Source organism: Jeongeupia naejangsanensis (genome assembly GCF_016865585.1).
GTDB classification, from domain to species: Bacteria; Pseudomonadota; Gammaproteobacteria; order Burkholderiales; family Chitinibacteraceae; genus Jeongeupia; species Jeongeupia naejangsanensis.
In genome coordinates, this window is sequence record NZ_JAESND010000002.1 from 487,662 (window position 1) to 514,491 (window position 26,830).

Annotated in this window: 18 protein-coding genes; 7 read left to right on the plus strand and 11 right to left on the minus strand. The window is 62.9% G+C overall.

Going from position 1 to position 26,830, the window contains the following annotated elements; translation table 11 throughout:
• Window positions 1–57 precede the first annotated feature (57 nt).
• The 4 genes from pflB to JMJ54_RS07480 all read right to left on the minus strand — a co-directional run bounded on the left by pflB (window position 58) and on the right by JMJ54_RS07480 (window position 9,207).
• Entirely contained in the window at window positions 58–2,316 is a 2,259-nt protein-coding gene (gene pflB / locus JMJ54_RS07465; protein ID WP_203537356.1) for a formate C-acetyltransferase, read from the minus strand.
• A gap of 419 nt (window positions 2,317–2,735) precedes the next feature.
• Window positions 2,736–4,325, minus strand: coding sequence for a peptide chain release factor 3 (locus JMJ54_RS07470; protein ID WP_203537357.1), 1,590 nt, complete (start codon window positions 4,323–4,325; stop codon window positions 2,736–2,738).
• An 83-nt stretch (window positions 4,326–4,408) separates the two neighbouring features.
• On the minus strand, window positions 4,409–7,297 hold the full coding sequence (locus tag JMJ54_RS07475; protein ID WP_203537358.1) for a PAS domain S-box protein: 2,889 nt from the start codon (window positions 7,295–7,297) through the stop codon (window positions 4,409–4,411).
• Window positions 7,298–7,299: 2 nt separating this feature from the next.
• Window positions 7,300–9,207 (minus strand): ATP-binding cassette domain-containing protein, encoded by a 1,908-nt coding sequence (locus tag JMJ54_RS07480; protein ID WP_203537360.1) that lies wholly within the window; start codon window positions 9,205–9,207, stop codon window positions 7,300–7,302.
• 126 nt (window positions 9,208–9,333) lie between these two features.
• Here JMJ54_RS07480 and JMJ54_RS07485 point away from each other — a divergent pair, with 126 nt between their 5' ends.
• On the plus strand, window positions 9,334–10,788 hold the full coding sequence (locus JMJ54_RS07485; RefSeq protein ID WP_203537368.1) for an MltF family protein: 1,455 nt from the start codon (window positions 9,334–9,336) through the stop codon (window positions 10,786–10,788).
• Window positions 10,789–10,806: 18 nt separating this feature from the next.
• On the opposite strand, the gene JMJ54_RS07490 is transcribed toward JMJ54_RS07485, so the two are convergent.
• From JMJ54_RS07490 to ppsR (JMJ54_RS07520), 7 genes are all read right to left on the minus strand, one after another.
• Complete coding sequence (locus JMJ54_RS07490; RefSeq protein ID WP_203537370.1) at window positions 10,807–13,362, minus strand: [protein-PII] uridylyltransferase; 2,556 nt, start codon at window positions 13,360–13,362, stop codon at window positions 10,807–10,809.
• Between the two features lie 22 nt (window positions 13,363–13,384).
• Window positions 13,385–14,194: a type I methionyl aminopeptidase gene (gene map / locus JMJ54_RS07495; RefSeq protein WP_203537372.1), complete on the minus strand. Its 810-nt coding sequence runs from the start codon at window positions 14,192–14,194 to the stop codon at window positions 13,385–13,387.
• 74 nt (window positions 14,195–14,268) lie between these two features.
• Entirely contained in the window at window positions 14,269–14,532 is a 264-nt protein-coding gene (gene minE / locus JMJ54_RS07500) for a cell division topological specificity factor MinE (RefSeq protein ID WP_203537379.1), read from the minus strand.
• A 3-nt stretch (window positions 14,533–14,535) separates the two neighbouring features.
• A complete protein-coding gene (gene minD, locus JMJ54_RS07505; protein WP_203537381.1) occupies window positions 14,536–15,345 on the minus strand; it encodes a septum site-determining protein MinD in 810 nt (269 codons plus the stop codon).
• A 30-nt stretch (window positions 15,346–15,375) separates the two neighbouring features.
• Complete coding sequence (minC, locus tag JMJ54_RS07510) at window positions 15,376–16,086, minus strand: septum site-determining protein MinC (protein ID WP_203537383.1); 711 nt, start codon at window positions 16,084–16,086, stop codon at window positions 15,376–15,378.
• A 150-nt stretch (window positions 16,087–16,236) separates the two neighbouring features.
• Window positions 16,237–17,055, minus strand: a complete 819-nt coding sequence (ppsR, locus tag JMJ54_RS07515; RefSeq protein WP_203537385.1) for a posphoenolpyruvate synthetase regulatory kinase/phosphorylase PpsR — start codon at window positions 17,053–17,055, stop codon at window positions 16,237–16,239.
• Window positions 17,056–17,082: 27 nt separating this feature from the next.
• Window positions 17,083–17,901 (minus strand): posphoenolpyruvate synthetase regulatory kinase/phosphorylase PpsR, encoded by an 819-nt coding sequence (gene ppsR / locus JMJ54_RS07520; RefSeq protein ID WP_203537386.1) that lies wholly within the window; start codon window positions 17,899–17,901, stop codon window positions 17,083–17,085.
• Window positions 17,902–18,110: 209 nt separating this feature from the next.
• Here ppsR (JMJ54_RS07520) and ppsA point away from each other — a divergent pair, with 209 nt between their 5' ends.
• From ppsA to astE, 6 genes are all read left to right on the plus strand, one after another.
• Window positions 18,111–20,495 carry a phosphoenolpyruvate synthase gene (ppsA, locus tag JMJ54_RS07525; RefSeq protein ID WP_203537387.1) on the plus strand — a complete coding sequence of 795 codons (2,385 nt, stop codon included), beginning with the start codon at window positions 18,111–18,113 and terminating at the stop codon, window positions 20,493–20,495.
• An 85-nt stretch (window positions 20,496–20,580) separates the two neighbouring features.
• Window positions 20,581–21,783, plus strand: a complete 1,203-nt coding sequence (locus JMJ54_RS07530) for an aspartate aminotransferase family protein (RefSeq protein ID WP_203537388.1) — start codon at window positions 20,581–20,583, stop codon at window positions 21,781–21,783.
• 144 nt (window positions 21,784–21,927) lie between these two features.
• Complete coding sequence (gene astA, locus JMJ54_RS07535) at window positions 21,928–22,950, plus strand: arginine N-succinyltransferase (protein WP_203537390.1); 1,023 nt, start codon at window positions 21,928–21,930, stop codon at window positions 22,948–22,950.
• A 2-nt stretch (window positions 22,951–22,952) separates the two neighbouring features.
• A complete protein-coding gene (gene astD, locus JMJ54_RS07540; RefSeq protein WP_203537391.1) occupies window positions 22,953–24,410 on the plus strand; it encodes a succinylglutamate-semialdehyde dehydrogenase in 1,458 nt (485 codons plus the stop codon).
• A gap of 63 nt (window positions 24,411–24,473) precedes the next feature.
• A complete protein-coding gene (gene astB / locus JMJ54_RS07545) occupies window positions 24,474–25,820 on the plus strand; it encodes an N-succinylarginine dihydrolase (RefSeq protein ID WP_203537393.1) in 1,347 nt (448 codons plus the stop codon).
• The gene (gene astE, locus JMJ54_RS07550; RefSeq protein WP_203537395.1) at window positions 25,817–26,809 is read left to right on the plus strand and encodes a succinylglutamate desuccinylase; all 993 of its coding nucleotides are present in this window, start codon (window positions 25,817–25,819) and stop codon (window positions 26,807–26,809) included. The genes astB and astE overlap by 4 nt, the downstream gene beginning before the upstream one ends.
• The last annotated feature ends 21 nt before the right edge of the window (window positions 26,810–26,830 follow it).

Here is a 26,830-nt window from a genome sequence, read left to right on the forward strand (position 1 = left end):
GGCCGCCCTGTTTGCTGCGGGGGCAGGGCGGGCCCACCCCTGTTTCTTCTTATCAGATCAGCACTTCACGTGGAAGGTGCGGTTGATCACGTCCAGCTGCTGCTCGCGTGTCAGCTTGATGAAGTTGACGGCGTAACCCGAGACGCGGATGGTCAGCTGCGGGTACTTCTCCGGGTGATCCATCGCATCGAGCAGCGTGTCGCGGTTGAGCACGTTGACGTTGATATGGAAGCCGGTGGCGTTGCAGAAGCCATCAAGGCAGGCAGTCAGGTTGTTGACGCGATCGGCCAGCGAGTGACCCAGTGCATCCGGCGTTGCCGAAGCGGTCCACGAGATGCCGTCCAGTGCTGCTTCGTACGGCAGCTTGGCGACCGATGCACCGGCAGCAACGAAACCCGAAGTGTCGCGGCCGTTCATCGGGTTGGCACCCGGTGCGAACGGTGCACCTGCACGGCGGCCGTCCGGGGTGTTGCCGGTCTTCTTGCCGTACACGACGTTCGACGTGATGGTCAGGATCGACTGGGTCGGCAGCGCGTTGCGGTACATCTTGTGGCTCTTGACCTTGTTCATGAACGATTCGGTCAGGTACACGGCGATTTCGTCAACGCGGTCATCGTTGTTGCCGAAGGCCGGGTATTCGCCCTCGATCTCGAAGTCGACGGCCACGCCGGCTTCGTTGCGGATGGTCTTGACCTTGGCGTACTTGATGGCCGACAGCGAGTCGGCAGCCACCGACAGGCCCGCGATACCGCAAGCCATGGTGCGCAGGATGTCGCGATCGTGCAGCGCCATTTCGATCCGCTCGTACGAGTACTTGTCGTGCATGTAGTGGATCGCGTTCAGGGCCTTGACGTAGGTCTTGGCCAGCCAGTCGAGCATCTTGTCGTACTTGGCCATGACTTCGTCGTAGTCGAGGTATTCGGACGTGATCGGCTCGAAGTTCGGCACGACCTTCTTGCCGGTCTTTTCGTCGACACCACCGTTGATGGCGTACAACATGGCCTTGGCCAGGTTACAGCGGGCTCCGAAGAACTGCATCTGCTTGCCGACTTCCATGGCCGAGACGCAGCAGGCGATCGCGTAGTCGTCGCCCCAGTGCGGGCGCATCTGTTCGTCCGACTCGTACTGGATCGAGCTGGTTTCGATCGAGACCTTGGCGCAGAAGTTCTTGAAGCCCTGCGGCAGCGCCGGCGACCACAGCACGGTCAGGTTCGGTTCCGGTGCCGGGCCGAGGTTGAACAGCGTGTTCAGGAAGCGGAAGCTGTTCTTCGATACCAGCGTACGGCCGTCCTTGCCCATGCCGCCGATCGATTCGGTCACCCAGGTCGGGTCGCCCGAATACAGGCTGTTGTATTCCTCGGTGCGCAGGAAGCGGACGATACGCAGCTTGATGACCAGGTCGTCGATGAATTCCTGGGCTTCGGCTTCGGTGATCTTGCCTTCTTTCTGGTCACGCTCGATGTAGATGTCGAGGAAGGTCGAGATCCGGCCGATCGACATGGCGGCGCCGTTCTGTTCCTTGATCGCGGCGAGGTAGCCGAAGTAGGTCCACTGGATGGCTTCCTGGGCGGTAGCGGCCGGCTTGCCGATGTCGAAGCCGTAGCTTGCGGCCATTTCCTTCAGTTCGCCCAGTGCGCGGATCTGTTCCGACAGTTCTTCGCGCAGGCGGATGGTGTCTTCGGTGAAGTCGAAGTCGTCGGTTTCGGCTTTTTCGGCTTTCTTGAATTCGATCAGCTGGTCGATGCCGTAGAGCGCGACGCGACGGTAGTCACCGATGATGCGGCCGCGACCGTAGGCATCCGGCAGACCGGTGATCACGCCGGACGAGCGGCAGGCGCGGATCAGCGGGTTGTAGATGTCGAACACACCCGAGTTGTGGTCCTTGCGATACTTGTGGAAGACCTCTTCGATCTTCGGGTCCAGCTCACGGCCGATTTCTTCCAGCGAGCTTTGCACCATGCGCAGGCCCGTGTTCGGGAAAATGGCGCGCTTGAGCGGTGCATCGGTCTGAACGCCGACGATCTTTTCAAGATCCTTGTCGATGTAGCCCGGGCCGAAAGCGGTGATGCCGGTGCCGCGGTCGGCTGCAACGTCGAGCACCTGGCCCGGAGCGGCGCGTTCGGCCTTCAGCATTTCGGACAACTTTTCCCAGACCTTGTTGGTGCGCTCGGTCGGGCCGGCGATGAAGCTGTCGTCGCCTTCGTACGGGGTGTAGTTGAGCTGGATGAAGTCGCGAACGGCGACCTTCTTCTGCCACTCACCCTCTTTGAAGCCACGCCAAGCATTGATCTGCAGGTTGGTTTCCGGTGCGTTCATGGTGATGCTCCTTTCGATGAATCTGTTCAACGATCAGTAAAACAGTGGCGGTGGAATCACCGGGCCCGCGGATCGTCGCAGGGTGGGGCGCTTCCGATGAATTAAGACTACTCCGTTGACCTATTTCGTGCTCTGCAAAAAAGCACGCTCATTGTGGGGTGGAGAAAGTGCATTGGTATTGATCAAGATCAACCCGTTTTGCGGGAAAACGCGCACGGGTGTCCGCGGGTGAAAGTATGTCATGCGCAACTGCTGTATGTTTTCCCAGTTGGGGATGCGTTGCCATTTGAGCGCGATACCACCTTTATAACTAGCAGATATTGCCATCCGGACGCGCGTTATCGGGTGGCCGTGCCTCCGGGTGGTGCCCAAAGAAAACGGGCCGACAATGTCGGCCCGTTGTTGTGTGATGCGGGGGCTTACAGCGTGACAGCGTGTTCGCGGGTCGCGTGGAAAACGATGTCGGGCCAGCGTTCCTGCGTCAGCGACAGATTGACGCGGCTTGTCGCCAGGTAGGCGAGGCTGTCGGCCGCATCGCGCGCAAGATTGTTGCCTAGGCTGTTCTCGAAATCGGTCAGTTTCTTGGCGTTCTCGCAACTGACCCAGCGCGCGGTATAGATCGTCGTCGGTTCGAAGATCGCCTCGACGCCATACTCGTTCAACAGGCGCGACGCGACGACTTCGAACTGCAGTACGCCAACGGCACCGAGGATCAGGTCCGAACCGTTCAGCGGCTTGAACACCTGCACTGCACCTTCCTCTCCGAGCTGTTGCAGGCCTTTTTGCAGCTGCTTCAGTTTCAGCGGGTTCTTGATCCGGACGATGCGGAACAGTTCCGGCGCGAAGTACGGAATGCCGGTGAACGATAGCGCTTCGCCTTCGGAGAACGAATCGCCGATCTGGATGTTGCCGTGGTTCGGCAGGCCGATGATGTCGCCGGCGTACGCTTCCTCGACCTGTTCGCGGCCCTGCGCCATGAAGGTCACCACCGAGTTGGCGGCGATGTCGCGGCCAAGGCGCAGGTGCTTGAACTTCATGCCGCGCGAGAACTCGCCCGAGCAGACGCGCAGGAACGCGATCCGGTCGCGGTGCTTCGGGTCCATGTTTGCCTGGATCTTGAAGACGAAGGCGGAGAATTTTTCTTCGGTCGGATCGACGCTGCGCGCGGTGGCGTCGCGCGAGCCCGGCGGCGGCGCCCAGTCGACCAGTGCGTTGAGGATTTCTCGCACGCCGAAGTTGTTGATCGCTGAGCCGAAAAAGACCGGCGTCAGCGTGCCGGCGAGGAATTCGTCCAGCACGAACGGATGGCTGGCGCCACGCACCAGTTCCATTTCCATCCGGGTGTTCTCGATTTCGAGCGGGAACAGTTCGTCCAGTCGCGGGTTGTCGAGGCCCTGAATGATCTCGACTTCATCGAGCGGGCCCTGGCCCGGCGTGAAGATGATCACTTCGTCTTTCAGGATGTGATACACGCCACGGAAGGTCTTGCCCATGCCGATCGGCCACGTCACCGGGGCGCAGCGGATCTGCAGCACCGATTCGACTTCGTCCAGCAGTTCGAGGCTGTCGCGCACTTCGCGGTCGTACTTGTTCATGAACGTGACGATCGGCGTATTGCGCAGGCGGCAGACGTTCAGGAGCTTGATGGTCTGTTCCTCGACACCCTTGGCGGCGTCGATGACCATCAGTGCCGAGTCGACGGCGGTCAGAACGCGGTAGGTGTCTTCGGAGAAATCCTGGTGACCCGGAGTGTCGAGCAGGTTGACGACGTGGTCACGGTAATCGAACTGCATCACCGACGAGGCGACCGAAATGCCGCGCTGCTTTTCGATGTCCATCCAGTCCGACGTAGCGAACTTGCCGCCTTTCTTGCCCTTGACCGTGCCTGCAGCCTGGATCGTGCCCGAGAAGTACAGCAGCTTTTCGGTGAGCGTGGTTTTACCGGCGTCGGGGTGCGAAATGATGGCAAAGGTGCGCCGACGGGCAACTTGCTGGGCGAGCGTGGGCATGGTCTTGATTTATCTTGGATTTGCGGCAGGAAAGCGCGGCATTGTACGCCAATCGCACCGCAATCAAAACCGCCCGGCTGCGTTCAGTTTGCGCCGCGATCGGCGGGGAGCAGCAGCGTGAATACGGCGCCGCCATCGGCGTGATTGGCTGCGAAGACCTTGCCGCCATGGTCTTCCATGATCTGCCGGCTGATGGCCAGTCCGAGGCCGGTGCCGCCGGTCGTCCGCATCCGGCTGCTCTGGATGAATTTGTCGAAGATCAGCTCCAGCTCGTCGGGCGGAATGCCGGGGCCGTGATCGCGGACCGAAATGCCGATGGCCGGCTGGCCATCCCCGATTCTGGCGTCGGCCAGATAGTCGACGCTGATGCTGCTGCCGACCGGGCTGAACTTGATGGCGTTCGACAGCAGATTGACGATGACCTGCATCACCCGCGTCTTGTCATAGACGGCGAACAGGGCCGGGGTCTGCTCGTCGGCTTCGAGGTCGAGTCGCTTGCCGCTCAGGAGCGGATTGATCTCGTTGATCGCAACCTGCATGGTCTGCTGGATGCAATAACGTGACTTGTCGTACTGCATCCGGTTGGCCTCGAGCCGGGACATGTCGAGCAGGTCATTCAGCAGCACCAGCAGGCGGTTGCCACTCGAATTGATTCGCTCGAAGTAGCGCGCCAGATTGACCGGTTCGGTGCGGCCGACCTTGGAGAGGCCCATTTCCGAGAACGACAGGATGGCGTGCATCGGTGTGCGCAATTCGTGCGACATGTTCGCAAGGAAGGCGGATTTGGCCACGTTGGCACTTTCTGCAGCATCCTTCGCTTCGACCAGATTGCGCTCGAATTCCTTCAGTCGGCCGATGTTGGTCAGGAAGGCGAATGCGTATTCGAGTTGCTGGTGCTCGTCGTTGATCGCGGCCGAATTGACAAGGAAGGGCAGCAGTTCGCCGGTCGATGCGCGCAGGATGACTTCCTCGATGTGGTTGCCGGCACCGATCCGGCTGGCCAGATCGGGCGGGAAAACGCGCGCCGCCTGATCGCCCCACAGCACCTCGGGCGAGTGGCCGAGCGCATCCTCGCGGCGGTAGCCGAGCAGTCGCGAAAACGACTGGTTGATTTCGACGATGCGTCCGGAAGCATCGAGCAGGATGAAACCGTCGGCGGTGGTGTCGATAATCGTCCGCTTGAGGCGTTCGGACTGGCGCAGCGCCTGCGCGGCGATCCGCTGTGCGGTGACGTCCTCGATGACGCAGATCACACCCTTGTCGGCGTCGTCCGGATCGAGCGCCTTGGCGTACAGCATGGCCCAGAACTCGGACAGGTCCCGACGGAACAGCGCCATTTCGCCGCGGAATACCTCGCCCTGCTGGACTTTCTGCAGCATCTGCTGGCCGGCTTCCTGGTAGTCGGCCTGATCGGCGTGGATCAGGCTCATCGGCTGGCCGATGATGGCGCCGGAAGTGAAGCCGAAGAGCTTTTCGAACGCCGGATTGACGAGGCGGATCGTCCCCTTGACCGAGAGCATGATCGCCAGCGGGCTGGCATCGAGCACGGTACGGATTTCGGCCGTTCGTTCAAGCACCAGATCCTGCAGGTGGTCCCGGTGGCGCCGCAGTTCGCGCTCGGTGTTCTGCCGCTCGGTGATGTCGCGCACCGTTGCGCAGGTGTACGCCTCGTTGTTGAACTCGATGTGGGCGAGCGTGATTTCGACCGGCAGCAACTGGCCGTAACGATCGCGCTGGTGCGTCATCTGCACCAGCTGCCGTTCCTGCTTCAACCGCCCCCACAGCTCGTGCCACTGGGCTTCGCCGATATTTGGGAACAGGTCCGCGAAGCGCAGGCCGAGCATGTCGTCCGGCGTGTAGTGCGTGATCCGCGACGCCGAGCGGTTGGCGTAGCGGATGTTGCCGAAACGGTCGCTCCACAGGACCGCGTCGGGCGATTCGTCGACGGTGAACTGGGTCAGGTGCAGCCGGCCCTCGATCTGTTCGATCCGGCGCAACTGGCGCAGCAGCAGATAGAACAGCACCGTGACGACCAGCATCAGCGCGATGGTGATGACGGCGCGGGTGAACAGGTTTTCGCGGAATTTGCCGAGTACGGTGTCTTCGTCGATCGATACGGTGACGATCAGCGGCAACTCGCCCTGGCTGGCGTGGAAGGCGACGAGTTCGTCGCGGTTGCTGGCCGGGTCGTTCTGGCGGAAGACGGTAGTGCGCTTGAGCCGGTGCCGTTCGAACAGGGTGGGGTCGGCGTTGCGCACGTTCTGGCCGATGTGCACCTCGTCGAACGGATAGTTGAGAATGATCACGCCGTCCGATCGCAGCAGCTGGATGCGCATGCTCGGCGCCAGCTTGAGTGACTGGTAGAAATCGAGAAAGTAGTTGGGTTCGACGCCGGCCAGCAGGATGCCGCCGAAGCTGCCGTCCGGCCGGTTGATGCGGCGCGTGACCGGGATCAGCCATTTGCCGTCGGTGCGGCTGACCACTGGTAGCTGGATCTGCGGTCGCAGGTCGGGAAACTGCTGGTGATAGCGGTAGTAGGAGCGATCGGAAAGATCGACGCGCCGCGTCGGGTATTCGAGCCCGTGACTCTGGATGCGGCCGTGCGAATCGATGGCGATGATGCCGCGAACCTGTGGCGCGAGTTTGACCTTGTCACGCAGCAGCAGATAGGTGAGGTATTCGTCGGCCTTGTCGACGCCACCGAGTCCTTCAAGGTTCTCGATGATGTTCTGCATGGCCTGCTCGACCGAGACGAACGTCCGCGTTGCGTGCTCGTCGAGGGAGCGTGCGAGCGACAGGTTTTGCCTCTCGGCCTCGTCCAGTGCCTGCTGGTAGTCGCGTGACGTCACCCAGAGCAGCATGGCGACGCCGGCCGCCATGAGCGTGATGTAAAACAGGATCAGCCCGCGACGCAGCGGTCGCAGCGAATGGTGCGTGGAGTCGGGGTTGCGGCGCGGCCAGGGCCAGTTCATGTTCAGGGGCGTTTGGCTTCGAGCGTTTCCCAACGTTCGAGCTTTTCCAGCAGCAGGTTTTCGATGGCCTCGATTCTATCCTGCATTTCCTTGGCTTTCAGAGGGCTTTCTCTGTAAAGCTGCGGATCAAGCATGGCCTGTTGCAAATCCGCCTGCTCGGCTTCAAGGGCCTCGATTTCGCCCGGCAGGCGTTCGAGTTCGCGCTGCTCGTTGTAGCTGAGCTTCTGGTTGCGCGGCTTGCTGCGCTCGGCTGCGGGTTTTGCGCTGGTTTCGACCGGCTTGGCGGTGGCCTGCTGTGCCAGCTTGCGCGCGCGCGCTGCCTGCCAGTCGGCGAAGCCGCCGACATTTTCGACCAGGACGCCATCGCCTTCGAAGGCAATCGTCTGGGTGACGACGTTATCGAGAAAGGCGCGGTCGTGGCTGACCAGAAACAGGGTGCCGGGGTAGTCGGCAAGCAGGTTTTCCAGCAATTCCAGTGTGTCGATGTCGAGGTCGTTGGTCGGTTCGTCGAGCACCAGCACGTTGGCCGGGCGGGTGAACAGCATGGCCAGCAACAGCCGGTTGCGCTCGCCGCCCGAGAGCGACTTGACCGGGCTGCGCGCGCGTTCGGGCGCGAACAGGAATTCTTCGAGATAGCCCATCACGTGCTTGCGCTGGCCGCCGATCTCGACGTAGTCCTTGCCCTGGCCAATGACGTCGACGATCGCAGCTTCTTCGTCGAGCTGGGTGCGGAACTGGTCGAAGTAGGCGACCTGCAGATTGGTGCCGCGCTTGACGCTGCCGGTATCGGGTTCGAGCTCGCCGAGGATGAGCTTGAGCAGCGTGGTTTTGCCGGCGCCGTTGGGGCCGATCAGGCCGACGCGGTCGCCACGGATCAGCCGGGTGGTGAAGTCGCGGATGATGCGTTTCTCGGCACCGTTGGCGTCGATGAACGATTTGCTGACGTGTTCGAACTCGGCGACGAGCTTGCCGCTGCGCTCGCCCGCGTCGAGCTGGAACGAGACATTGCCGACGCGCTCGCGCCTTGCCGCGCGGTCCCGGCGCAATTGCTCGAGCCGGCGTACGCGGCCTTCGTTGCGGGTGCGACGGGCTTCGATGCCCTTGCGGATCCAGACTTCTTCCTGCGCCAGCACCTTGTCGAACTTCTTGTTGACCTGTTCTTCGGCTGCCAGCTGGTCGGCCTTGCGTGTTTCGTACTGACTGAAGTTGCCCGGGAAACTGGTGACGCGGCCGCGGTCGAGTTCGATGATGCGGGTGGCCACGTTGTCGAGGAAGCGCCGGTCGTGGGTGATGAACAGCACGCTGCCGCCGAAGTTGCCGAGCAGGCCTTCGAGCCATTCGATCGCGCTGACGTCGAGGTGGTTGGTCGGCTCGTCGAGCAGCAGCAGTTGCGGTTCGACCACCAGTGCACGTGCGAGCGCGACGCGTTTCTTCCAGCCACCCGACAGCGAGGCCACCGGTGTGTCGGCCGGCAGGTCGAGGTGGGAGAGCGTGGTCGAGATCAGCGCATCGAAGCGCCAGCCGTCGCTGGCTTCGATGCCGTGCTGCAGCTCGGTCAGCCGGGCCAGCGCCTCGGGAGAGCCGTCCTGCGAATGGGTGGCAGTGTGATAGTCGCGCAGCAGCTGCTTGAGTTCACCCAGTCCCTCGGCGACCGCATCGAACACCGTGCTGCCTTCGGCGAATTCGGGTTCCTGCGCGACATAGGCGGTGCGGACTTCGGCCGGAATGCGGATGTCGCCGTCGTCCAGCTTGATGACGCCGGCCACCGCTTTCAGCAGTGACGACTTGCCCTGGCCGTTGCGGCCGATCAGCCCGACGCGCTCGCCCGATTCGAGCGCCAGTGTGGCGTGATCGAGTAGCGGCCAGTGGCCAAAGGCGAGCGAAGCGTTTTCAACGAGCAGCAAAGGCATGACGGTCTTCCATTCAACAAGGCGGCCATTATAAGCGCGGCTTGTGCGGCGTTAGCGGATTCGCTGTCATGACTCAAGTGGGCTTGGTGACATGCCGAATTGACCGAATCCCGCTAGAATCAAAAAATGCGCTCAACCCAATTGCATAAAACGTTTGCTTTCAGTCACTTGTTGCTGGCGGCGGTGCTCGCGTGCGCCGCAACGACGACGGTGGCCGCCAAGCAGACCAAAAAGAAGATCGTTGCGGCCCCGGCCAGCGTACACCCGGCATTGACGCAACCGACCGAACTGGCTGGCGAGGATTACGATCCGGCCAACCCGCCGGACCGGTTGCGCGTGCTGGTTGCACTGGGGTCGTCGACGTTTTTCTTCGTCAATGGCCGGCCGCACGGCGTCGAGTACGCCATGCTTTCCGAACTGGAAAAATACCTGAACCGTGGTCGCCCTAAAGGCAGGGCGCCGCTGCTGCTCCAGTACGTGCCGGTCGACGCCGGTGCGCTGTTGCCGAAGCTGCGTGCGGGCGAAGGCGATATTGCCGCCGGTCTGATTCCGGTGATCTCCGGGGTGGGGCATCTGGCGGAGTTCACCACGCCCTATCTCAACGATCGCTGGTGTCTGGTGCAAAACCGGAGTCTTCCGGCGGTCGAGAAACTCGACGAGCTTGGCAAGCGTCCGGTGACCGTACCGTCTGCCAACTTCGGTCGCCGCGTCATGGCGTCCGAGCTGGCCGGGGCCGAGCTGGCCGAGCCGGCTGTCGGCGTGTCGACCGAGCAGTTGTTTGCCGACATCCAGCAGGGCGGCGATCTGGCGACCGTCGCCAGCGAGTATCAGGTTCGGTTGTGGAGCAAGCGCTATCCGGCGCTGAAGACGCAGGCGTGCGCCGAGGCGACCGTGCCGGTGGCGTGGGCGGTTGCGCCCGAGCATCCGCAGCTGCTGTCGCTGCTGAACCGTTTCATTGCCTCGACCGGTGGCAAGCTGGCCAGCAAGGCGGCGGTCGATACGCAGCGTTTTCTGCCCAAGGATGGTCGCGCCGATGCGCCCGATGAAATGAGCGCAACCGACAAGCTCGGCTTTTTCGCGCCGATGCTGCAGCTGGTGGCATCGGCCAACAACCTCGACTGGCTCTTGCTGGCCGCGATCGGTCAGCGGGAAACCAAGCTGCAGCCGATGACGCGCAAGGGCGGCGGGCCGACCGGGCTGATGCAGGTCAATCCGGTGACCGCGCGCAAGATGGGCGTGAGCAATCCGCACGACACCGAGCAGAACGTTACCGCCGCAGCGCGCTATCTGTCCCACTTGCGTTCGCTGTTCTCCGGTGGCGGCATTACGCCGACCGACCAGCTGTATTTCATGATCGCGTCGTACAACGCCGGCGAGGGACGGGTGCAGCAGCTGCGCAAGAAGGCCAAGGCGCAGGGGCTGGATCCGAATGTCTGGCGGGGCAATGTCGAGGAGGTGGCCCGCCGGACGGTTGGCCAGCATCTGCTCGATTACGTTTCCACGGTGAATCGCTATTACCTGGCCTACCAGGCGGCCGACCGCACCAACGACAAGAAGGAAGCGAGCAAGCCGGGCAAGTGAGCGTGCCCGGCCCGGATGCTAAACCTGCAGCGCCTGCAGCAACTCGCTCTCGAGCTGGCGAATGTTGCGCTCGTCGCCAAGGCGCTGGCCGGAAATGAGAAAGTTGTCTTCGGCGCGCTCGCCCAGCGTCATGATCTTGGCGCTCTGGATATCGATACGGTAGTCGGCGAGCACGCGGGCGATCGTCGACAGCAGGCCCGGGCGATCGCCGGCAGCGATCGACAGGACGTGATACTTGCCGCGCTCGTCCGCGCGGATCAGGACGTGCGGCTGCACCGGAAAGTGCTTGAGCTGGCGCGACACGCGTGCCTTGACCGGTGCCGGCAACTGGCCGGCCTTGGCGAGCTGCAAAGCCAGTTCGTACTCGACAAAACCGATCAGGTCGCGATAGCTGTCGTTGCGGTTTTCCGGAATGAAAACGTAGAAGCTGTCGAGCGCATAGCCGTGATGCGTGGTGTGTACGTGCGCGTCGAAGATGTTGTAGCCGGCACGCTCGAAAAAGCTGCAGATGCGCGCGAACAGATCGGGTGTGTCGCGGGTATAGACCATCACCTGCAGGCCTTCGCCCGATTCGGATAGCCTTGCGCGCACGACGGCGGTGTCGCTGTTGACCTTGTTGAACAGCTGGCGCGTGTGCCAGGCGATTTCACGCGCCTCGTGACGCAGGAAATAAACCGTGTCGAGCTCGTTCCAGAAGGCCGTGTGCGCATCGTCGCGCAGGCCGTACAGACGCAACTGGCTCAGTGCGTCTTCCTGCCGCTCCTCCAGCCAGGTGGAGGGGGGGAGGTCGTCGCTGGCCAGCTGGCGTTGGGTGGCCTTGAACAGGTCTTCGAGCAGCTTGGCTTTCCACGCGTTCCAGACCTTGGGGCTGGTGCCGCGGATGTCGGCGACGGTGAGCAGGTAGAGCGCATTGAGCGTGCGCTGGGTGCCGACCATCCGGGCGAAGTTCGCCACCACTTCCGGATCGTAAACGTCCTGCTTCTGCGCGACGTGCGACATCGTCAGGTGATGTTCGACCAGCCAGACGATCAGGTCTCGATCCGCGGGGCGCAAAGGGTGCTGATCGACAAACTCCCGGGCGATGCTCGCGCCCAGTGTCGAATGATCACCGCCCCGGCCCTTGCCGATGTCGTGGAACAGCGCAGCGAGGTAAAGCACCTCGGGGTGTTCGAAGCCTTCGATCAGTCGCGAGCACAGCGGATATTCGTGGGTGAACGCCGGCTGGGCGAATCGGCGCATATTGCGCAGCACCATCAGCGTGTGTTCATCAACGGTGTAGACATGAAACAGGTCGTGCTGCATCCGGCCGACCAGCTCGCCGAAACGCGGGATGTAGCGGCCGAGCACGCCGTACTGGTTCATCCGTCGCAGGATGCGCGTCAGACCGCGTGGTTCGCGGAACAGCTGGATGAACAGCGACCGGTTGTGCGGGTCGGCGCGAAAATCATCGTCGATCCGTGCGCGGGCGTGCCAGAGCGCGCGCAGCGTTTCCGGCGCAATGTCGGTCACGTCGCGCTGTTGTTCGAACTGCAGGAAGATTTCGAGAATGGCCGAGGGCTCCCGCTCGAACACGTCCGGCGTGGTGATTTCCAGCGTATTGCCGCGCAGCTGGAAGCGCTCGTTCAGCGGCGTTGCTTCGCTGCCGATCTGCGAGAAGATCCGTGTGCGCAGCGCCTGGACCAGCAAGGGAGTCAGCTGGGTGACGATGCGCGCGGCAAGATAGTAACGTGCCATCAGTTGTTCGCTGGCGCGCAGCTTGCCGTCGTCCTCGTAGCCGAACAGCTCGGCGAGCCGGTTCTGGTGATCGAACAGGATGCGGTCTTCGCGGCGCCGCGCCAGCCAGTGCAGCTGGATGCGGATCGTGCGCAATACGCGCTCCGCGCGGCGCAGCTTCTGGCCTTCCTCGCGGGTCAGCATGCCCATGGCGGCCAGTGCGCGCCAATCGCGCCCGAGGCCGAGGCTGGCGGCGATCCAGCCGATCAGGTGCAGGTCGCGCAGGCCGCCGGGGGCTTCCTTGAGGTTGGGTTCGAGCTTGTAGGTGGCGTTCTGGAAGCGGCCGTAGCGGGCCTGCTGCTCGAGCAGCTTGGCTTCGAAAAACTCCTTCGGATCGATGTAGCGGTAGACCGTGTCGCGAAACGCGGTGAAGCGCGTTGCGTCGCCGACCAGTAAACGCGATTCGAGCAGTGCCGTCTGGACGGTAATGTCCTTTTCGGCTTCGGCGAGGCAGTCGGCAACGGTGCGGACCGAGTGGCCGACTTCGAGGCCGATGTCCCACAGCTCGCCGACAAAGACTTCCAGCTTTTCCAGTAGTGCCGGGCTCAGCTGGTCCGGCAGCAGGATCAGCAGGTCGATGTCCGAGTGGGGAAACAGCTCGCCGCGACCGTAGCCGCCGACGGCGACCAGCAGCACTTCACAGCCGAACTGGTGGCGCTCCCACAGCTCGCTCAGCGTGACGTCGGTCTGGCGGGCAAGGGTGCGCAGCAGCGGCGCAGCGGCGCGCGGTGCGGCGAAGCGGGTTTTGAGGGCCGTCTTTGCGGTGGTGTAATCATCACGAATCGCGTTGACCGAGCGCATCGGCGGTCCTCTTTGGTGGGGCTTAGTCGAGCAGGTAACGTTCCGGGCGGGGCGGGGTGCCGGCCGATACGGTCAGCACTTCGTAACCGGTTTCGGTGACCAGGATCGTGTGTTCCCATTGCGCCGACAGGCTGCGATCCTTGGTGACGATGGTCCAGCCGTCCGGCTGTGCCTTCAGTTCCCGCTTGCCGGCGTTGATCATCGGCTCGATCGTGAAGATCATGCCCGGCACGAGTTCGATGCCGGTGCCGGCCTTGCCGTAATGGACGACCTGCGGTTCTTCGTGAAAAACCTGGCCGATGCCGTGACCACAGAACTCGCGCACGACCGAAAAGCCGGCTTTTTCTGCGTATTTCTGGATTGCCGCACCAATGTCGCCAAGGTGGGCGCCGGGCTTGACCTGATCGATGCCGAGCCACATGCAGTCATAGGTGACCTGCACCAGTCGCTTGGCATGCGGCAGCACCTTGTCGCCGATCAGGAAGGTGCGGCTGGTATCGCCGTGATAGCCGTCCTTGATGACGGTGATGTCGAGGTTGACGATGTCGCCGTTCTTCAGCGGTTTGTCGTTCGGGATGCCGTGGCAGATCACGTTGTTCACCGAGGTGCAGATCGACTTCGGATAGGGTGTGTAACCGGGCGGGCAGTAGTTCAGCGGCGCGGCAATCGTGCCCTGCACGTCGCGCATGTAGTCGGCGCACAGCTTGTCGAGCGCTTCGGTGGTGACGCCGGGGACGACGTGCGGCGTGATGTAGTCGAGCACTTCGCTGGCCAGGCGGCCGGCAATGCGCATTTTTGCGATGTCTTCGCTGGTCTTGATGACGATCGTCATTGTCTTTCCTGAAATGGCAAAGAGAGGCGCGCGCCTCTCTTTGGGTCATACATATGCGGCGGTCGATTCAGATTCTATCGCCGTGGCGCTTCCGGAAGCACGATATTCACTTCGAGCACTTCCATGTCGTCCCGCTTGTCGAGCTGGACCTTGATGTCGTCCGGGCTGACCGACACGTATTTGGAGATCACTTCCATCAGCTCTTTCTGGAGCTGCGGCAGGTAATCCGGTGCGCCACGACCTTCAGCGCGTTCGTGTGCGAGGATGATCTGCAGGCGTTCGCGGGCGACCGAGGCGGTTTTCTTCTTTTCGCCGAAAAAATAACTCAGGATGGACATGCATCAACCTCCAAAGAGCCGCTTCCAGAACGGCTGCTTCGGTGCATCAATAAACCGCAACGGCTTCTGTTCGCCGAGGAAGCGGGCGACGACGTCCTTGTAGGCTTCGGAGACGTCCGATCCGCTCAGGTGAATCGCCGGCGAACCGGCGTTCGACGCCTGCAGCACGCTTTCCGATTCCGGAATCACGCCGATCAGCGAAATGCGCAGCAGGTGCTGGACGTCGTCGAGCGAGAGCATTTCGCCCGAATCGACACGCTTGGGGCTGTAGCGGGTCACCAGCAGGTGGGTCTTCACCGAGCCGCCTTCCTCGGCCTTCTTCGACTTGGCGTCGAGGATGCCGATGATGCGGTCCGAGTCGCGCACCGAGCTGACTTCCGGGTTGGTGACGACGATGGCTTCGTCGGCGAAATACAGTGCCAGAAACGCACCGGTTTCGATGCCGGCCGGGCTGTCGCAAATGACGTAGTCGAACGCTTCGTGTTCGAGTTCCTTCAGGACTTTTTCGACGCCTTCCTTCGAAAGTGCGTCTTTGTCACGGGTTTGCGATGCAGGCAGGATGAACAGGTTGTCGCAGTTCTTGTCCTTGATCAGCGCCTGCTTCAGCGATGCTTCGCCCTGAACGACGTTGACGAAGTCGTACACCACGCGACGCTCGCAACCCATGATGAGGTCGAGGTTGCGCAGGCCGACGTCGAAGTCGATGACGGCGGTCTTGAAGCCGCGAAGGGCGAGGCCTGTTGCAAAGCTGGCGCTGGTAGTGGTCTTGCCTACGCCCCCTTTGCCGGAGGTGACGACGATGATCTTGGCCACGTTACGGAATTCCTTATGGGGTCTGTTGGTTTAGACGAGGCCGCTCAGGGCCTCGATCACGAGTTTGTTGTCGTCGAGGCGAATCTGGGCCGCACCTGCCTTGATGTTGGCAGGCAGGGCTTCTTCAAGCGTGCGGTAGACGCCGGCAATCGAGACCAGCTCGGCCTCGAGACAGGTGGTGTAGACGCGGGCGCCGGTGTCGCCACGGGCACCCGCCAGTGCACGGCCGCGCAGTGGCGCGTAGACGTGGATGCTGCCATCGGCGATGACTTCGGCGCCGTTCGAGACCAGTGCCAGGACGACGAGGTCGCCACCGCGCGCGTAAACCTGCTGGCCGGCACGGATCGGCTTGGTGACGACCATGGCCGGCACGCGTTCGGCAACGACGGGCTTGGGTGTCGGCAAATGCGTGACGGCATCCGGATTGATAATGATCAGCCCGGCTTCTCTGGCAGCGGCGCACTGGGCGTCATTGCCGCCCTGAGCCGCGACGAGCGCGAGGTCGAAGTGCGCAAGCTGTTCGACCAGACGCCGCAACGAGGCCGCGTCCGGTGTTTCCGGGAGTGCGGAGAAGTCGATGGCGACATGACTGCCGCTGAGCATGTGCTCGCCGTCACCGAGTTTGTCTCGCAACTCGGTATCGATTTCTTCGGCGTCGAGCGTGGCCGGCACGAAGCTCACCAGTTGCACGCTGGCGCTCTTGAATTCGAAGGCCGTGGCCTCTTGGATACCGCTGGGCATGTGGGTCTATTGCGGGCAAAGGAAGTGCCGAGTGTACCGGTTCGACCCGGTGGGCGAAAGCTGTACTTGCACGTAAGCGCCGGAATGTGCTTCCGTCTGTGGTCCGTGTCACGGCAGTGACGCCGCCCGTGCATTTTTCCCGTTGCCGGGTCAGAACAGACGCCGTTTCAGGCCGCTGTGATGCAGGATCGAACTGGCCAGTTCCTCGATCGATAGCGAGGTCGTGTTGAGGTAGGGAATCTGGGCCTGTTTCATCAGCGTTTCGGCCTCGGCGACCTCGGCACGACAGATGTCGATCGATGCGTAGTGACTGCCCGGTTTGCGTTCGGCGCGAATCTGCGACAGTCGCTCGGGCTGGATGGTCAGTCCGAACAGCTTGTTGCGGTGATTCGCCAGTACCCGCGGCAGGGCGTGGTCGTTGAAGTCTTCGGGTGTCAGCGGGTAGTTGGCGGCCTTGATGCCGTACTGCAGCGCCAGATACAGGCAGGTCGGTGTCTTGCCGGCGCGCGAAACGCCGACGAGGATGACGTCGGCATCGGCCAGGTTGCGCGATACGCCACCGTCGTCATGGCTCATCGAGTAGTTCACCGCGTCGATGCGGTTCTTGTATTCCTCGAAGTTGGCAATGCCATGGACCTTGCCCGCCGTGTGCGACGACATGACGCCGAGCTCTTCCTCGAGCGGCTTGATGAAGGTCGCGAAAATATCGACCGTCAGCGCTTCCTCGATGTAGAAGCACTGGCGCAACTCTTCGTCGATCAGTGTCGAGAAAACCACCGGGCGTACACCATCGGTGAGCGCTTGCTCCCGGATCTGCACGATGGCTTCGCGCGCCTTGTCGACGCTGTCAATGTAAGGCAGCGTGATGCGCCGGAAATTGACCTCTTCGAACTGGCTGATCAGGCTGTGACCGAGCATTTCTGCGGTGATGCCGGTTCGGCCGGAAACGAAGAACGCGGTGCGGGGCATGACAACTCCGGAGCGGGCCGATCGGCCTCAGTAGGTGCGCCGGGTCAGACCGGTGCGGTGCATGATGGTGGTGGCGAGTTCCTCGATCGAGCGTGTCGTCGAGGCCAGATAGGGGACGCCGACATGGCGCATCAGCGCTTCGGCTTCGCCGACCTCGAACTGACAGTTGTCGAGTGCAGCGTACTTGCTGTTCGGTTTGCGTTCTTCGCGGATCTGCGAGAGGCGGACCGGGTCGATGGTCAGACCGAACAGCTTGTTGCGGTACGGTAGCAGCAGTTTGGGCAGCGTATGTTGACCGAAGTCTTCCGGCGTCAGCGGGTAATTGGCGGCCTTGATGCCGTATTGCAGCGCCAGATACAGGCAGGTCGGCGTTTTGGCGGCGCGGGATACGCCGATCAGGATGATGTCGGCCTCGTTCAGATCGCGCGGCATCACGCCGTCGTCATGGTTGAGCGCGAAATTGACCGCATCGATCCGCGCCTTGTATTCCTCGAAATTGGCGATGCCGTGTGTCTTTCCGACGGTGTGTGAAGATTCACGCCCCAGCTCTTTTTCGAGCGGGCCGATGAAAATTTCGAAGAAATCCAGCGTCAGTGCCTCTTCGACATGGATGAGGTTGCGCAGCTCGTCGTCGACCACGGTCGAGAACACGATCGGGCGGCAGCCGTCGATTTCGGCCTGGTGGCGGATGCGTGCGGTGGCCTCGTGCGCCTTCTCGACGCTATCGATGTAAGGCAGCGTGATGCGGCGAAAATTCACGTCCTCGAACTGGGTGATCAGGCTGTGGCCGAGCATCTCTGCGGTGATGCCGGTACGGTCGGATACGAAGAAGGCGGTGCGAGGCATCGGGGCTCCGTGCGTGCAAGGCGTTGAGTCTGGGATGGTGAGGCGCGGACTGGCTGTGTGTCATCCTGACAGTTCGCTGCGGGATAGCATGTAAAGGATTATCCCGACTAGGCGACCGGGGCTGGGTGCCTAGAATGACTGAAAGCAATATCGCATTGCAACATAAGCTAAAACTATTCGAAGTTTAACTCTGTGGAGTCGTGCCGTAGATGACCGCCTACCTCAATGATCGAAATGTGATCGACTTTGTCCACCTGCGCATGACCGATGTCGAGTACGTCGGTGGCAAGAATGCCTCGCTGGGTGAAATGATTTCCCAACTGGCCGAGAAGGGCGTGCGCGTTCCCGGTGGTTTTGCGACCACCGCACACGCTTACCGCGTTTTTCTCGCGCACAACGGGCTGGCCGATCGCATCGATGCGGCCGTGTCCACGCTCGACGTCGACGACGTCAAGGCGTTGGCCGAAGTCGGCAAGCAGATTCGTGACTGGATCATTGAAACGCCGTTCCCGGCCGAACTCGAGGCCGAGATTCGCGAACACTACGCGAAGCTGGGCGAAGGCGTGACTGTCGCGGTGCGCTCGTCGGCCACGGCCGAAGACTTGCCGGATGCGTCGTTCGCCGGCCAGCAGGAAACCTATCTGAACATCGTCGGCGTAGAGAACGTGCTTGATGCGATGAAGCACGTGTTCGCTTCGCTGTACAACGACCGCGCCATTGCCTACCGCGTCCACAAGGGCTTCGATCACAAGCTGGTCGCGCTGTCGGCCGGCATCCAGCGCATGGTCCGTTCGGACAAGGGCGCTGCCGGCGTGCTGTTCACCATCGATACCGAAAGCGGTTTCGAGGATGTCGTGTTCGTCACTGCGTCGTACGGTCTCGGTGAAACCGTGGTGCAGGGCGCGGTGAACCCGGACGAGTTCTACGTCCATAAGCCGACGCTGAAGGCCGGTCGCCCGGCGATCGTGCGCAAGCACCTCGGCGGCAAGGCGCTGAAGATGGAGTTCGATCTCGAAGCTGCCGCCGGCAAGTCGGTGAAAACCGTCGACGTCGATCCGCTTGACCGCCGCAAGTTCTCGGTGACCGACGAGGAAGTCGAGGAGCTGGCCCGCTACGCGCTGATCATCGAGCAGCATTACGGCCGGCCGATGGACATCGAATGGGGTCGTGACGGCATCGACGGCAAGCTCTACATCCTGCAGGCGCGCCCGGAAACGGTGAAGTCGCAGGAAGCGGCCAGCGACAAGATGTCCAAGTTCCGCATGCTCGAAAAGAGCGAAGTGCTGACCAGCGGCCGCGCGATCGGCCAGAAAATCGGCCAAGGCACGGTGCGGGTGATTCGCGACGTGTCGGAAATGGATCAGGTCCAGCCGGGCGACGTGCTGGTGTCGGATATGACCGATCCGGACTGGGAACCGGTGATGAAGCGCGCTTCGGCCATCGTTACCAACCGTGGTGGCCGGACCTGCCACGCGGCGATCATTGCGCGTGAACTCGGCGTGCCAGCCGTCGTCGGTTGCGGCGATGCAACCCGCATGCTCAAGACGGGCGATGTTGTGACCGTGTCGTGCGCCGAAGGCGACACCGGCAACGTCTACACCGGCTTGCTGAAGTTCGAGAAGCTGGATATCGCGCTGACCAAGATGCCCGAGTCGCCGGTGAAGCTGATGATGAACGTCGGCAATCCGGAACTGGCGTTCGAGTTTGCCCAGCTGCCGAACGAAGGCGTCGGTCTGGCCCGGCTCGAGTTCATCATCAACCGGATGATCGGCGTGCACCCGAAGGCGCTGCTGGCCTACCCGAATGTGCCGGCCGAGCTGAAGGCGCAGATCGACGAGCGCATTGCCGGTTACCGCAGTGCGGTGGACTTCTACGTCGACAAGCTGGCCGAAGGCATCGCCACGCTGGGTGCGGCGTTCTGGCCGAAGAAGGTCATCGTTCGCCTGTCGGACTTCAAGTCGAACGAATACGCCAACCTGATCGGCGGTCCGCAATACGAACCGCACGAAGAAAACCCGATGCTGGGTTTCCGCGGCGCGGCACGTTACGTCGACAAGAGCTTCCGTGACTGTTTCGAGCTTGAATGCCGCGCGGTCAAGAAAGTGCGTGACGTGATGGGTCTGACCAACATCGAGGTGATGATCCCGTTCGTGCGGACGCTGAACGAAGCCGAATGCGTAGTCGAGCTGCTCGAGCGCAACGGCCTCAAGCGCGGCGACAACGGCCTGCGCCTGATCATGATGTGTGAAATCCCGGCCAATGCGGTGCTGGCCGAGCGTTTCCTGCAGTACTTCGACGGCTTCTCGATCGGCTCGAACGACATGACCCAGCTGACCCTCGGTATCGACCGCGATTCGGGCGGCCCGGTATCGGCGTCGTTCGACGAGCGCAACGATGCGGTCAAGGCGATGCTGAGCATGGCGATCGCGGCCTGCCGCAAGCTGGACAAGTATGTCGGCATCTGCGGTCAGGGCCCGTCGGATCATCCGGATTTCGCGCAATGGCTGGTCGAAGAGGGGATCGAAACGGTATCCTTGAACCCGGACACCGTGATGGAAACCTGGTTGTTCCTGGCTGGTCAGAAAGCGCACTGATCGTCACGGAAAAACGGGTCACTACGGTGGCCCGTTTTTTATTGTCCAACGCCTGTCCAATCCACTCCCGATCAAGGAAACGCCGATGTCCCCGACCCGCGCCGATTTCGACCAGTACATGGTGCCCAACTACGCCCCCGCCGCCTTCGTGCCGGTCCGAGGTCAGGGCAGCCGAGTCTGGGATCAGGCCGGGCGAGAGTACGTCGATTTTTCCGGCGGCATTGCGGTCAATTCGCTGGGGCACTGCCATCCGGCGGCGGTGGCTGCACTGACCGAGCAGGCCAACAAGCTCTGGCACGTGTCGAACGTGTTCACCAACGAGCCGGCACTGGCACTGGCCGAGAAGCTCGTTGCTGCAACGTTTGCCGAGCGCGTGTTCTTCTGCAACTCGGGCGCCGAGGCGAACGAGGCTGCGCTGAAGCTGGCGCGTCGCGTCGGGATCGACCGTTTCGGCCCGCAAAAGCACAAGGTGCTGTCGGCGGTGAATTCGTTTCACGGCCGGACCTTCTTTACCGTGTCGGTCGGTGGCCAGCCGAAGTATTCGGACGGTTTCGGTCCGCGCCCGGAAGGTATCGCCCATTTCGAATACAACGATCTGGCCAGTGTCGAAGCGCTGATCGACGATGAAACCGCCTGTGTGATCGTCGAACCGATCATGGGTGAAAGCGGTGTGCTGCCGGCGACGCGCGAGTTCCTGCAGGGGCTGCGCGCGCTGTGCGACAAGCACAACGCCATGCTGGTTTTCGATGAAGTACAGACCGGCATGGGTCGCGTCGGCACGCTGTTCGCCTATCAGCACTTCGGCGTCGTGCCGGACATCCTGTCGAGCGCGAAGAGCCTCGGTGGCGGCTTCCCGATCGGCGCCATGCTGACCACCGACGAGCTGGCCAAGCACCTGACTGTCGGCACGCACGGCACTACGTATGGCGGCAACCCGCTGGCGTGTGCGGTGGCCAGTGCGGTGTTCGACGTGATCAATGATCCGGCGACACTGGCGGGAATTGCGGCCAAGCGTGCGCGCTTCGTGGCGGGGCTTGAGGCGATCAATGCCGAGCTGGACCTGTTCGGCCCGTTGCGCGGCGTCGGCTTGTTGATCGGTGCGCCGCTCAAGGCCGAATACGAAGGTCGCGCCAAGGATGTGCTCAACGCCGCGACGGCCGAAGGCCTGATGGTGCTGATGGCCGGCCCGAACGTCATCCGCTTCGCGCCGTCACTGGTGATCGACGATGCCGATATCGATGAAGGTCTGGCGCGCTTTGCTCGTGCCCTGAAGACGTTCAAGGGCTGATCCGGTCCTTTGCGCCAACAAAACCGCCCGGCCAGCCGGGCGGTTTTGTTTTGGGCACGCACTTGCCGCTCCGCCGACATTGCGGCTTTACCGAATGGCTGCCGCTGCACCGCCTGCATACAGTGGGATCGGGAGGTGTACCCGATGAGAGTCCGTTTACTGAATCGCGCCGATCTCGATGCGGTCGTGCGGCTGGCCAGCAGTGCCGGTGTGGGGGTCACCACCTTGCAAGCCGACGAGGCACGTCTGGCGGCGCGAATTGCCGGCAGCGAACGCGCGGTTGCCGAAGCGCCGCAATTGGCCGACGCGGGTTATTTCTTTGCACTCGAAGACGAAGCCACTGGCGAGCTGGCCGGCATTGCCGCGATCGAGGCTGCCGTCGGCATGGCCGACCCCTGGTACAACTATCGCGTCGGCTTGTCGGTGCATGCCTCGCGCGAGCTCGACATCTACAAGCAGCTGCCGACGCTGTTTCTGACGTCGGACATGACCGGCTCGTCCGAGCTGTGCTCGTTGTTCCTGCATCCCGACTGGCGTCGCGACGGCAATGGTGCCTTGCTGTCGAAGAGCCGCTTTCTGTTCATTGCCGAGTTTCCCGAGCGGTTTGCCGAGCGCGTGATTGCCGAAATGCGCGGTGTGTCGGATGCCGATGGGCGCTCGCCGTTCTGGGAAAGCCTCGGCCGGCATTTCTTCACCATGGATTTCGCCCGCGCCGATTTTCTTTCCTACATCGGCAGCAAATCGTTCATCGCCGAGCTGATGCCACGCTACCCGATCTATACGACGCTGCTGTCGCAGGAAGCGCAGGACGCGATCGCCGATGTGCATCCGGCCACCAAGCCGGCGCGGGTGCTGCTCGAGGACGAGGGCTTCCGCTATCAGGGCTACATCGACATTTTCGATGCCGGCCCGACGCTCGAATGTTCGCGTACGGATATTCGCGCCATCCGGCAGAGCGCCTGTTTCCAGGCGCTCGCCATCAGCGGCGCACCCAAGGGCGGCGTGCCCTGGCTGGTGTCGAACCGGCGACTTGACGGCTTCCGCTGTGCGCTGGCGATTACCCGGCCGCTGGAAGACGCACTTCCCCTGCCACAAACCGTACTGGATGCACTGGGTATTTCCGATGGCGATCCGGTGCGTGCTGTTCCCCTTTCAAGCAAGGAGTAGACATGCTGTTGATCAACGGGGCCTGGCGGCCCGGTAGCGGGACTGCTTTTGCTTCGCGCAACCCGGCGAATGGCGAGCCGGTCTGGCAGGGACAAGCGGCAGACGCCGCCGAGGTCGACGCGGCGGTGGCCGCGGCGCGGGCCGCATTCCCGGCCTGGCGTGATCTGGACATCGAGGAGCGTATTGCCGTCGTCCGCGTATTTGCCGATCTGCTGCGCGATGCACAGGCCGATCTGGCGGCGCTGATCGGCCGTGAAACCGGCAAGCCCCGCTGGGAGGCGCTGACCGAAGTCACGACCATGATCAACAAGGTCGAGATTTCACTTCGCGCCCATGCCGAGCGGACCGGCGAGCACGAAAGCCAGCAGGGCGATGCGCAGGCGGTGCTGCGGCACCGGCCGCACGGCGTGCTGGCGGTCTTCGGCCCCTACAATTTCCCCGGCCATTTGCCCAATGGCCACATCGTGCCGGCCTTGATCGCCGGCAACGTCGTCGTGTTCAAGCCGTCCGAGCTGACGCCGATGGTGGCGCAGAAAACCGTCGAGTTGTGGCTGGCGGCCGGATTGCCGACCGGCGTGATCGGTCTGTTGCAGGGCGGCCGTGAGACCGGCGTGACGCTGGCGGCGCACCCCGACGTTGACGGTCTGCTGTTTACCGGCAGCGCGGCGACCGGTTATTCGTTGCACCGGCAGTTTGCCGGTCGGCCGGACAAGATCCTTGCGCTGGAAATGGGCGGCAACAATCCGCTGATCGTCGATGAACTCGCCGACGTGCCGGCGGCGCTGCATCACATCGTCCAGTCGGCCTTCGTCTCGGCCGGCCAGCGCTGCACCTGCGCGCGGCGTCTGCTGGTGCCGAAGGGCGAGTGGGGCGATGCGCTGATCGCGCGGCTGATCGCCGTGGCGCAGTCGATCCGCGTCGGCGCCTGGGATGCCGAGCCGCCGCCATTCATGGGCGCGGTCATCTCGAATGCTGCGGCCGATGCCTTGCTCGCGGTGCAGGACCGGCTGATCGCGCTCGGCGCCAGGCCCCTGCTGCCGATGCAGCGTCTGGTGCCCGATGCCGCGTTGTTGTCGCCGGGGCTGCTTGACGTCAGTGACGTGGCCGATTTGCCCGATGACGAATACTTCGGCCCGCTGCTGCAGATCCAGCGCTACGGCGATTTCGACGAGGCGATCACGCTCGCCAATCGCACCCGCTACGGTCTGGCCGCCGGCTTGCTGTCGGATTCGGCCGAGCGCTATCACCGCTTCTGGCGCGATGCGCGCGCCGGCATCGTCAACTGGAACAAGCCGCTGACCGGCGCATCGAGTGCGGCGCCGTTCGGCGGGATCGGTGCTTCGGGTAACCACCGGCCGAGTGCCTATTACGCTGCCGACTACTGCGCCTATCCGGTGGCGTCACTCGAGGCACCGACGCTGGCCTTGCCTGCGCAAATGCCCCACGGAGTGACGCTGTGAGTCCGGTCATGATCAAGTGGCAGGCAGTCCGGGTGAACCGGCCTGCGCGCCGATGGAGGCAAGATGCCGGCATTTGAAGCGAATTTCGACGGTCTGGTCGGGCCGACACATCACTACGGCGGGCATTCGTTCGGCAATGTCGCATCGACCGGCAATGCCGGCCAGGCAGCCAACCCGCGCGCTGCCGCCCTGCAGGGGCTGGCAAAAATGAAGGCACTGGCCGATCTTGGCTACCGTCAGGGTGTGCTGCCACCACACGAGCGCCCGGCGGTCGAGGTGCTGCGTGGTTTCGGCTTCGGCGGGGATGATGCGGAGGTGATCGCTGCCGCAGCCAGACAGGCGCCGCAGCTTTTGTCGGCCGCCTCGTCGGCATCGGCAATGTGGGTCGCGAATGCGGCCACGGTCAGCCCGTCGGCGGACACGCAAGATGGCCGGGTGCATTTCAGTGTCGCCAATCTGCAGAACAAGTTTCACCGCGCGATCGAGCACGAACAGACCGGGCGGACGCTGCAGGCGATCTTTGCCGATGCATCGCACTTTGCCCATCATCCGGCGCTGGCGATGCATCCGGCCTTCGGTGACGAGGGCGCGGCCAACCACACGCGCTTTGCCAAATCCTATGGCGATGCCGGCGTCGAGCTCTTCGTCTACGGTCAGCGCCACTGGGGCGGTGGTGCCGCGCCGCAGCGCTACCCGGCCCGGCAGACGTTCGAAGCGAGCGAGGCGATTGCCCGCAGGCACGGTTTGCGCGAAGCCGGGGTTGCCTATGCTCAGCAGAATCCGGCGGTGATCGATGCTGGCGTGTTCCACAACGACGTGATCGCGGTCGGTAACCTCGACGTGCTGTTTTGTCACGCGTCGGCCTTTGTCGACCGCGAAACGGTCTACGCGGAGCTGGACCGCAAACTTGGCGGGCTGAGGTTGATCGAGGTGCCGGTTGCGGCGGTCAGTGTCGACGACGCGGTGCAGAGCTATCTGTTCAACAGTCAGCTGCTCGACGCCGGCGATGGCCGGATGCGGCTGGTGGTGCCGGACGAATGCCGGCAGCGGCCCGCGGTCTGGGCGTATCTGCAGGGGCTGCTCGCGGATGGCGGGCCGGTGTCCGAGGTGCTGGTTTACGACCTCAAGCAGAGCATGCGCAACGGCGGGGGGCCGGCCTGCCTGCGGCTGCGGGTGGCGTTGACCGAGGCCGAGGCGGCTGCGGTCAGCCCGGGCGTGTGGATGAACGAGGCGTTGCATGCCGCGCTGACCGGCTGGGTCGAGCGGCATTACCGCGATCGTTTGAGCGAGGCCGATCTGGCTGATCCGCAACTGCTGACCGAAGTCCGTACGGCGCTCGACGAACTGACCCGCTTGCTGGGCCTTGGCGCGATCTACCCATTCCAACGTTTCGAAGGTGGTGTCCGATGAACAGCTTTCTGGCCGAAACGCTGGCCGGCCGCACTGCGATTGCGTTGCCGTACTGCCAGGCCAACGGTACCCATGTTCAGGTACTCGACGAGGGCGTCATCCGCTTCGAGCCGCGTGATCCGGACGGGCGTGAACTCGATCTGGTGGTTTCCTGCGGCGTGCACGGCAATGAAACTGCGCCGGTCGAGCTGGTGGACCGGCTGATCGCCAAGCTGCTGTGCGGCGAGTTGCGACCGAAGGCGCGGGTGCTGTTCGTGATCGGCAATATCGAGGCATTGCGCCGTGGTATCCGGTATGTCGACGAGGACATGAACCGGCAGTTCTGCCGGGTGCCCGATGTCGGTGATGGTCCCGAGGCACGACGGGCGGCGATGCTGGAAATGCAGCTGGCGCGCTTCTTTGCTCAGGCCGGTGGCGAACCGGTGCAGCGCGTGCATTACGACCTGCATACGGCCATTCACGGCAGCCTGATCGAAAAATTCGCGATTCACCCGCAGCCGGCGCCGGGGAAGGATTTCGACCGGACGGAAATCGCCCGGCTCGGATTGGCCGGCGTATCGGCCGTGCTGCTGCAGTCGGCGGCAGCGCCGACGTTTTCGCTGTTCAGCAGCCGCTACTGCCAGGCGTCGGCGTTCACGATCGAACTGGGACGGGCGATGCCGTTCGGCCAGAACCAGCAGGTCGATCTGTCGCAGCTGGAAGCCTATCTATGCGGGCTGATTGAAGGCGAGCAGCCGGCGCCGATGGAAGAGAGCGTGGTGGCGTACAGGGTGGCGCGGGAGATCGTCAAGCAGACCGAGGCATTCCGGCTGACGATCGATGGCGAGACCGACAACTTCACGCCGCTGGCGCAAGGGATGACGATTGCCGAGGACGGGGAAACCCGCTGGGTGATCGACGAGCAGGACGCCCGGATCGTGTTCCCCAATCCAAATGTCGCGGTCGGCCAGCGCGCCGGACTGATCGTGGTGCCGGCAACGCCGGACTGACCCAAGCCGCCAGCGACGCGG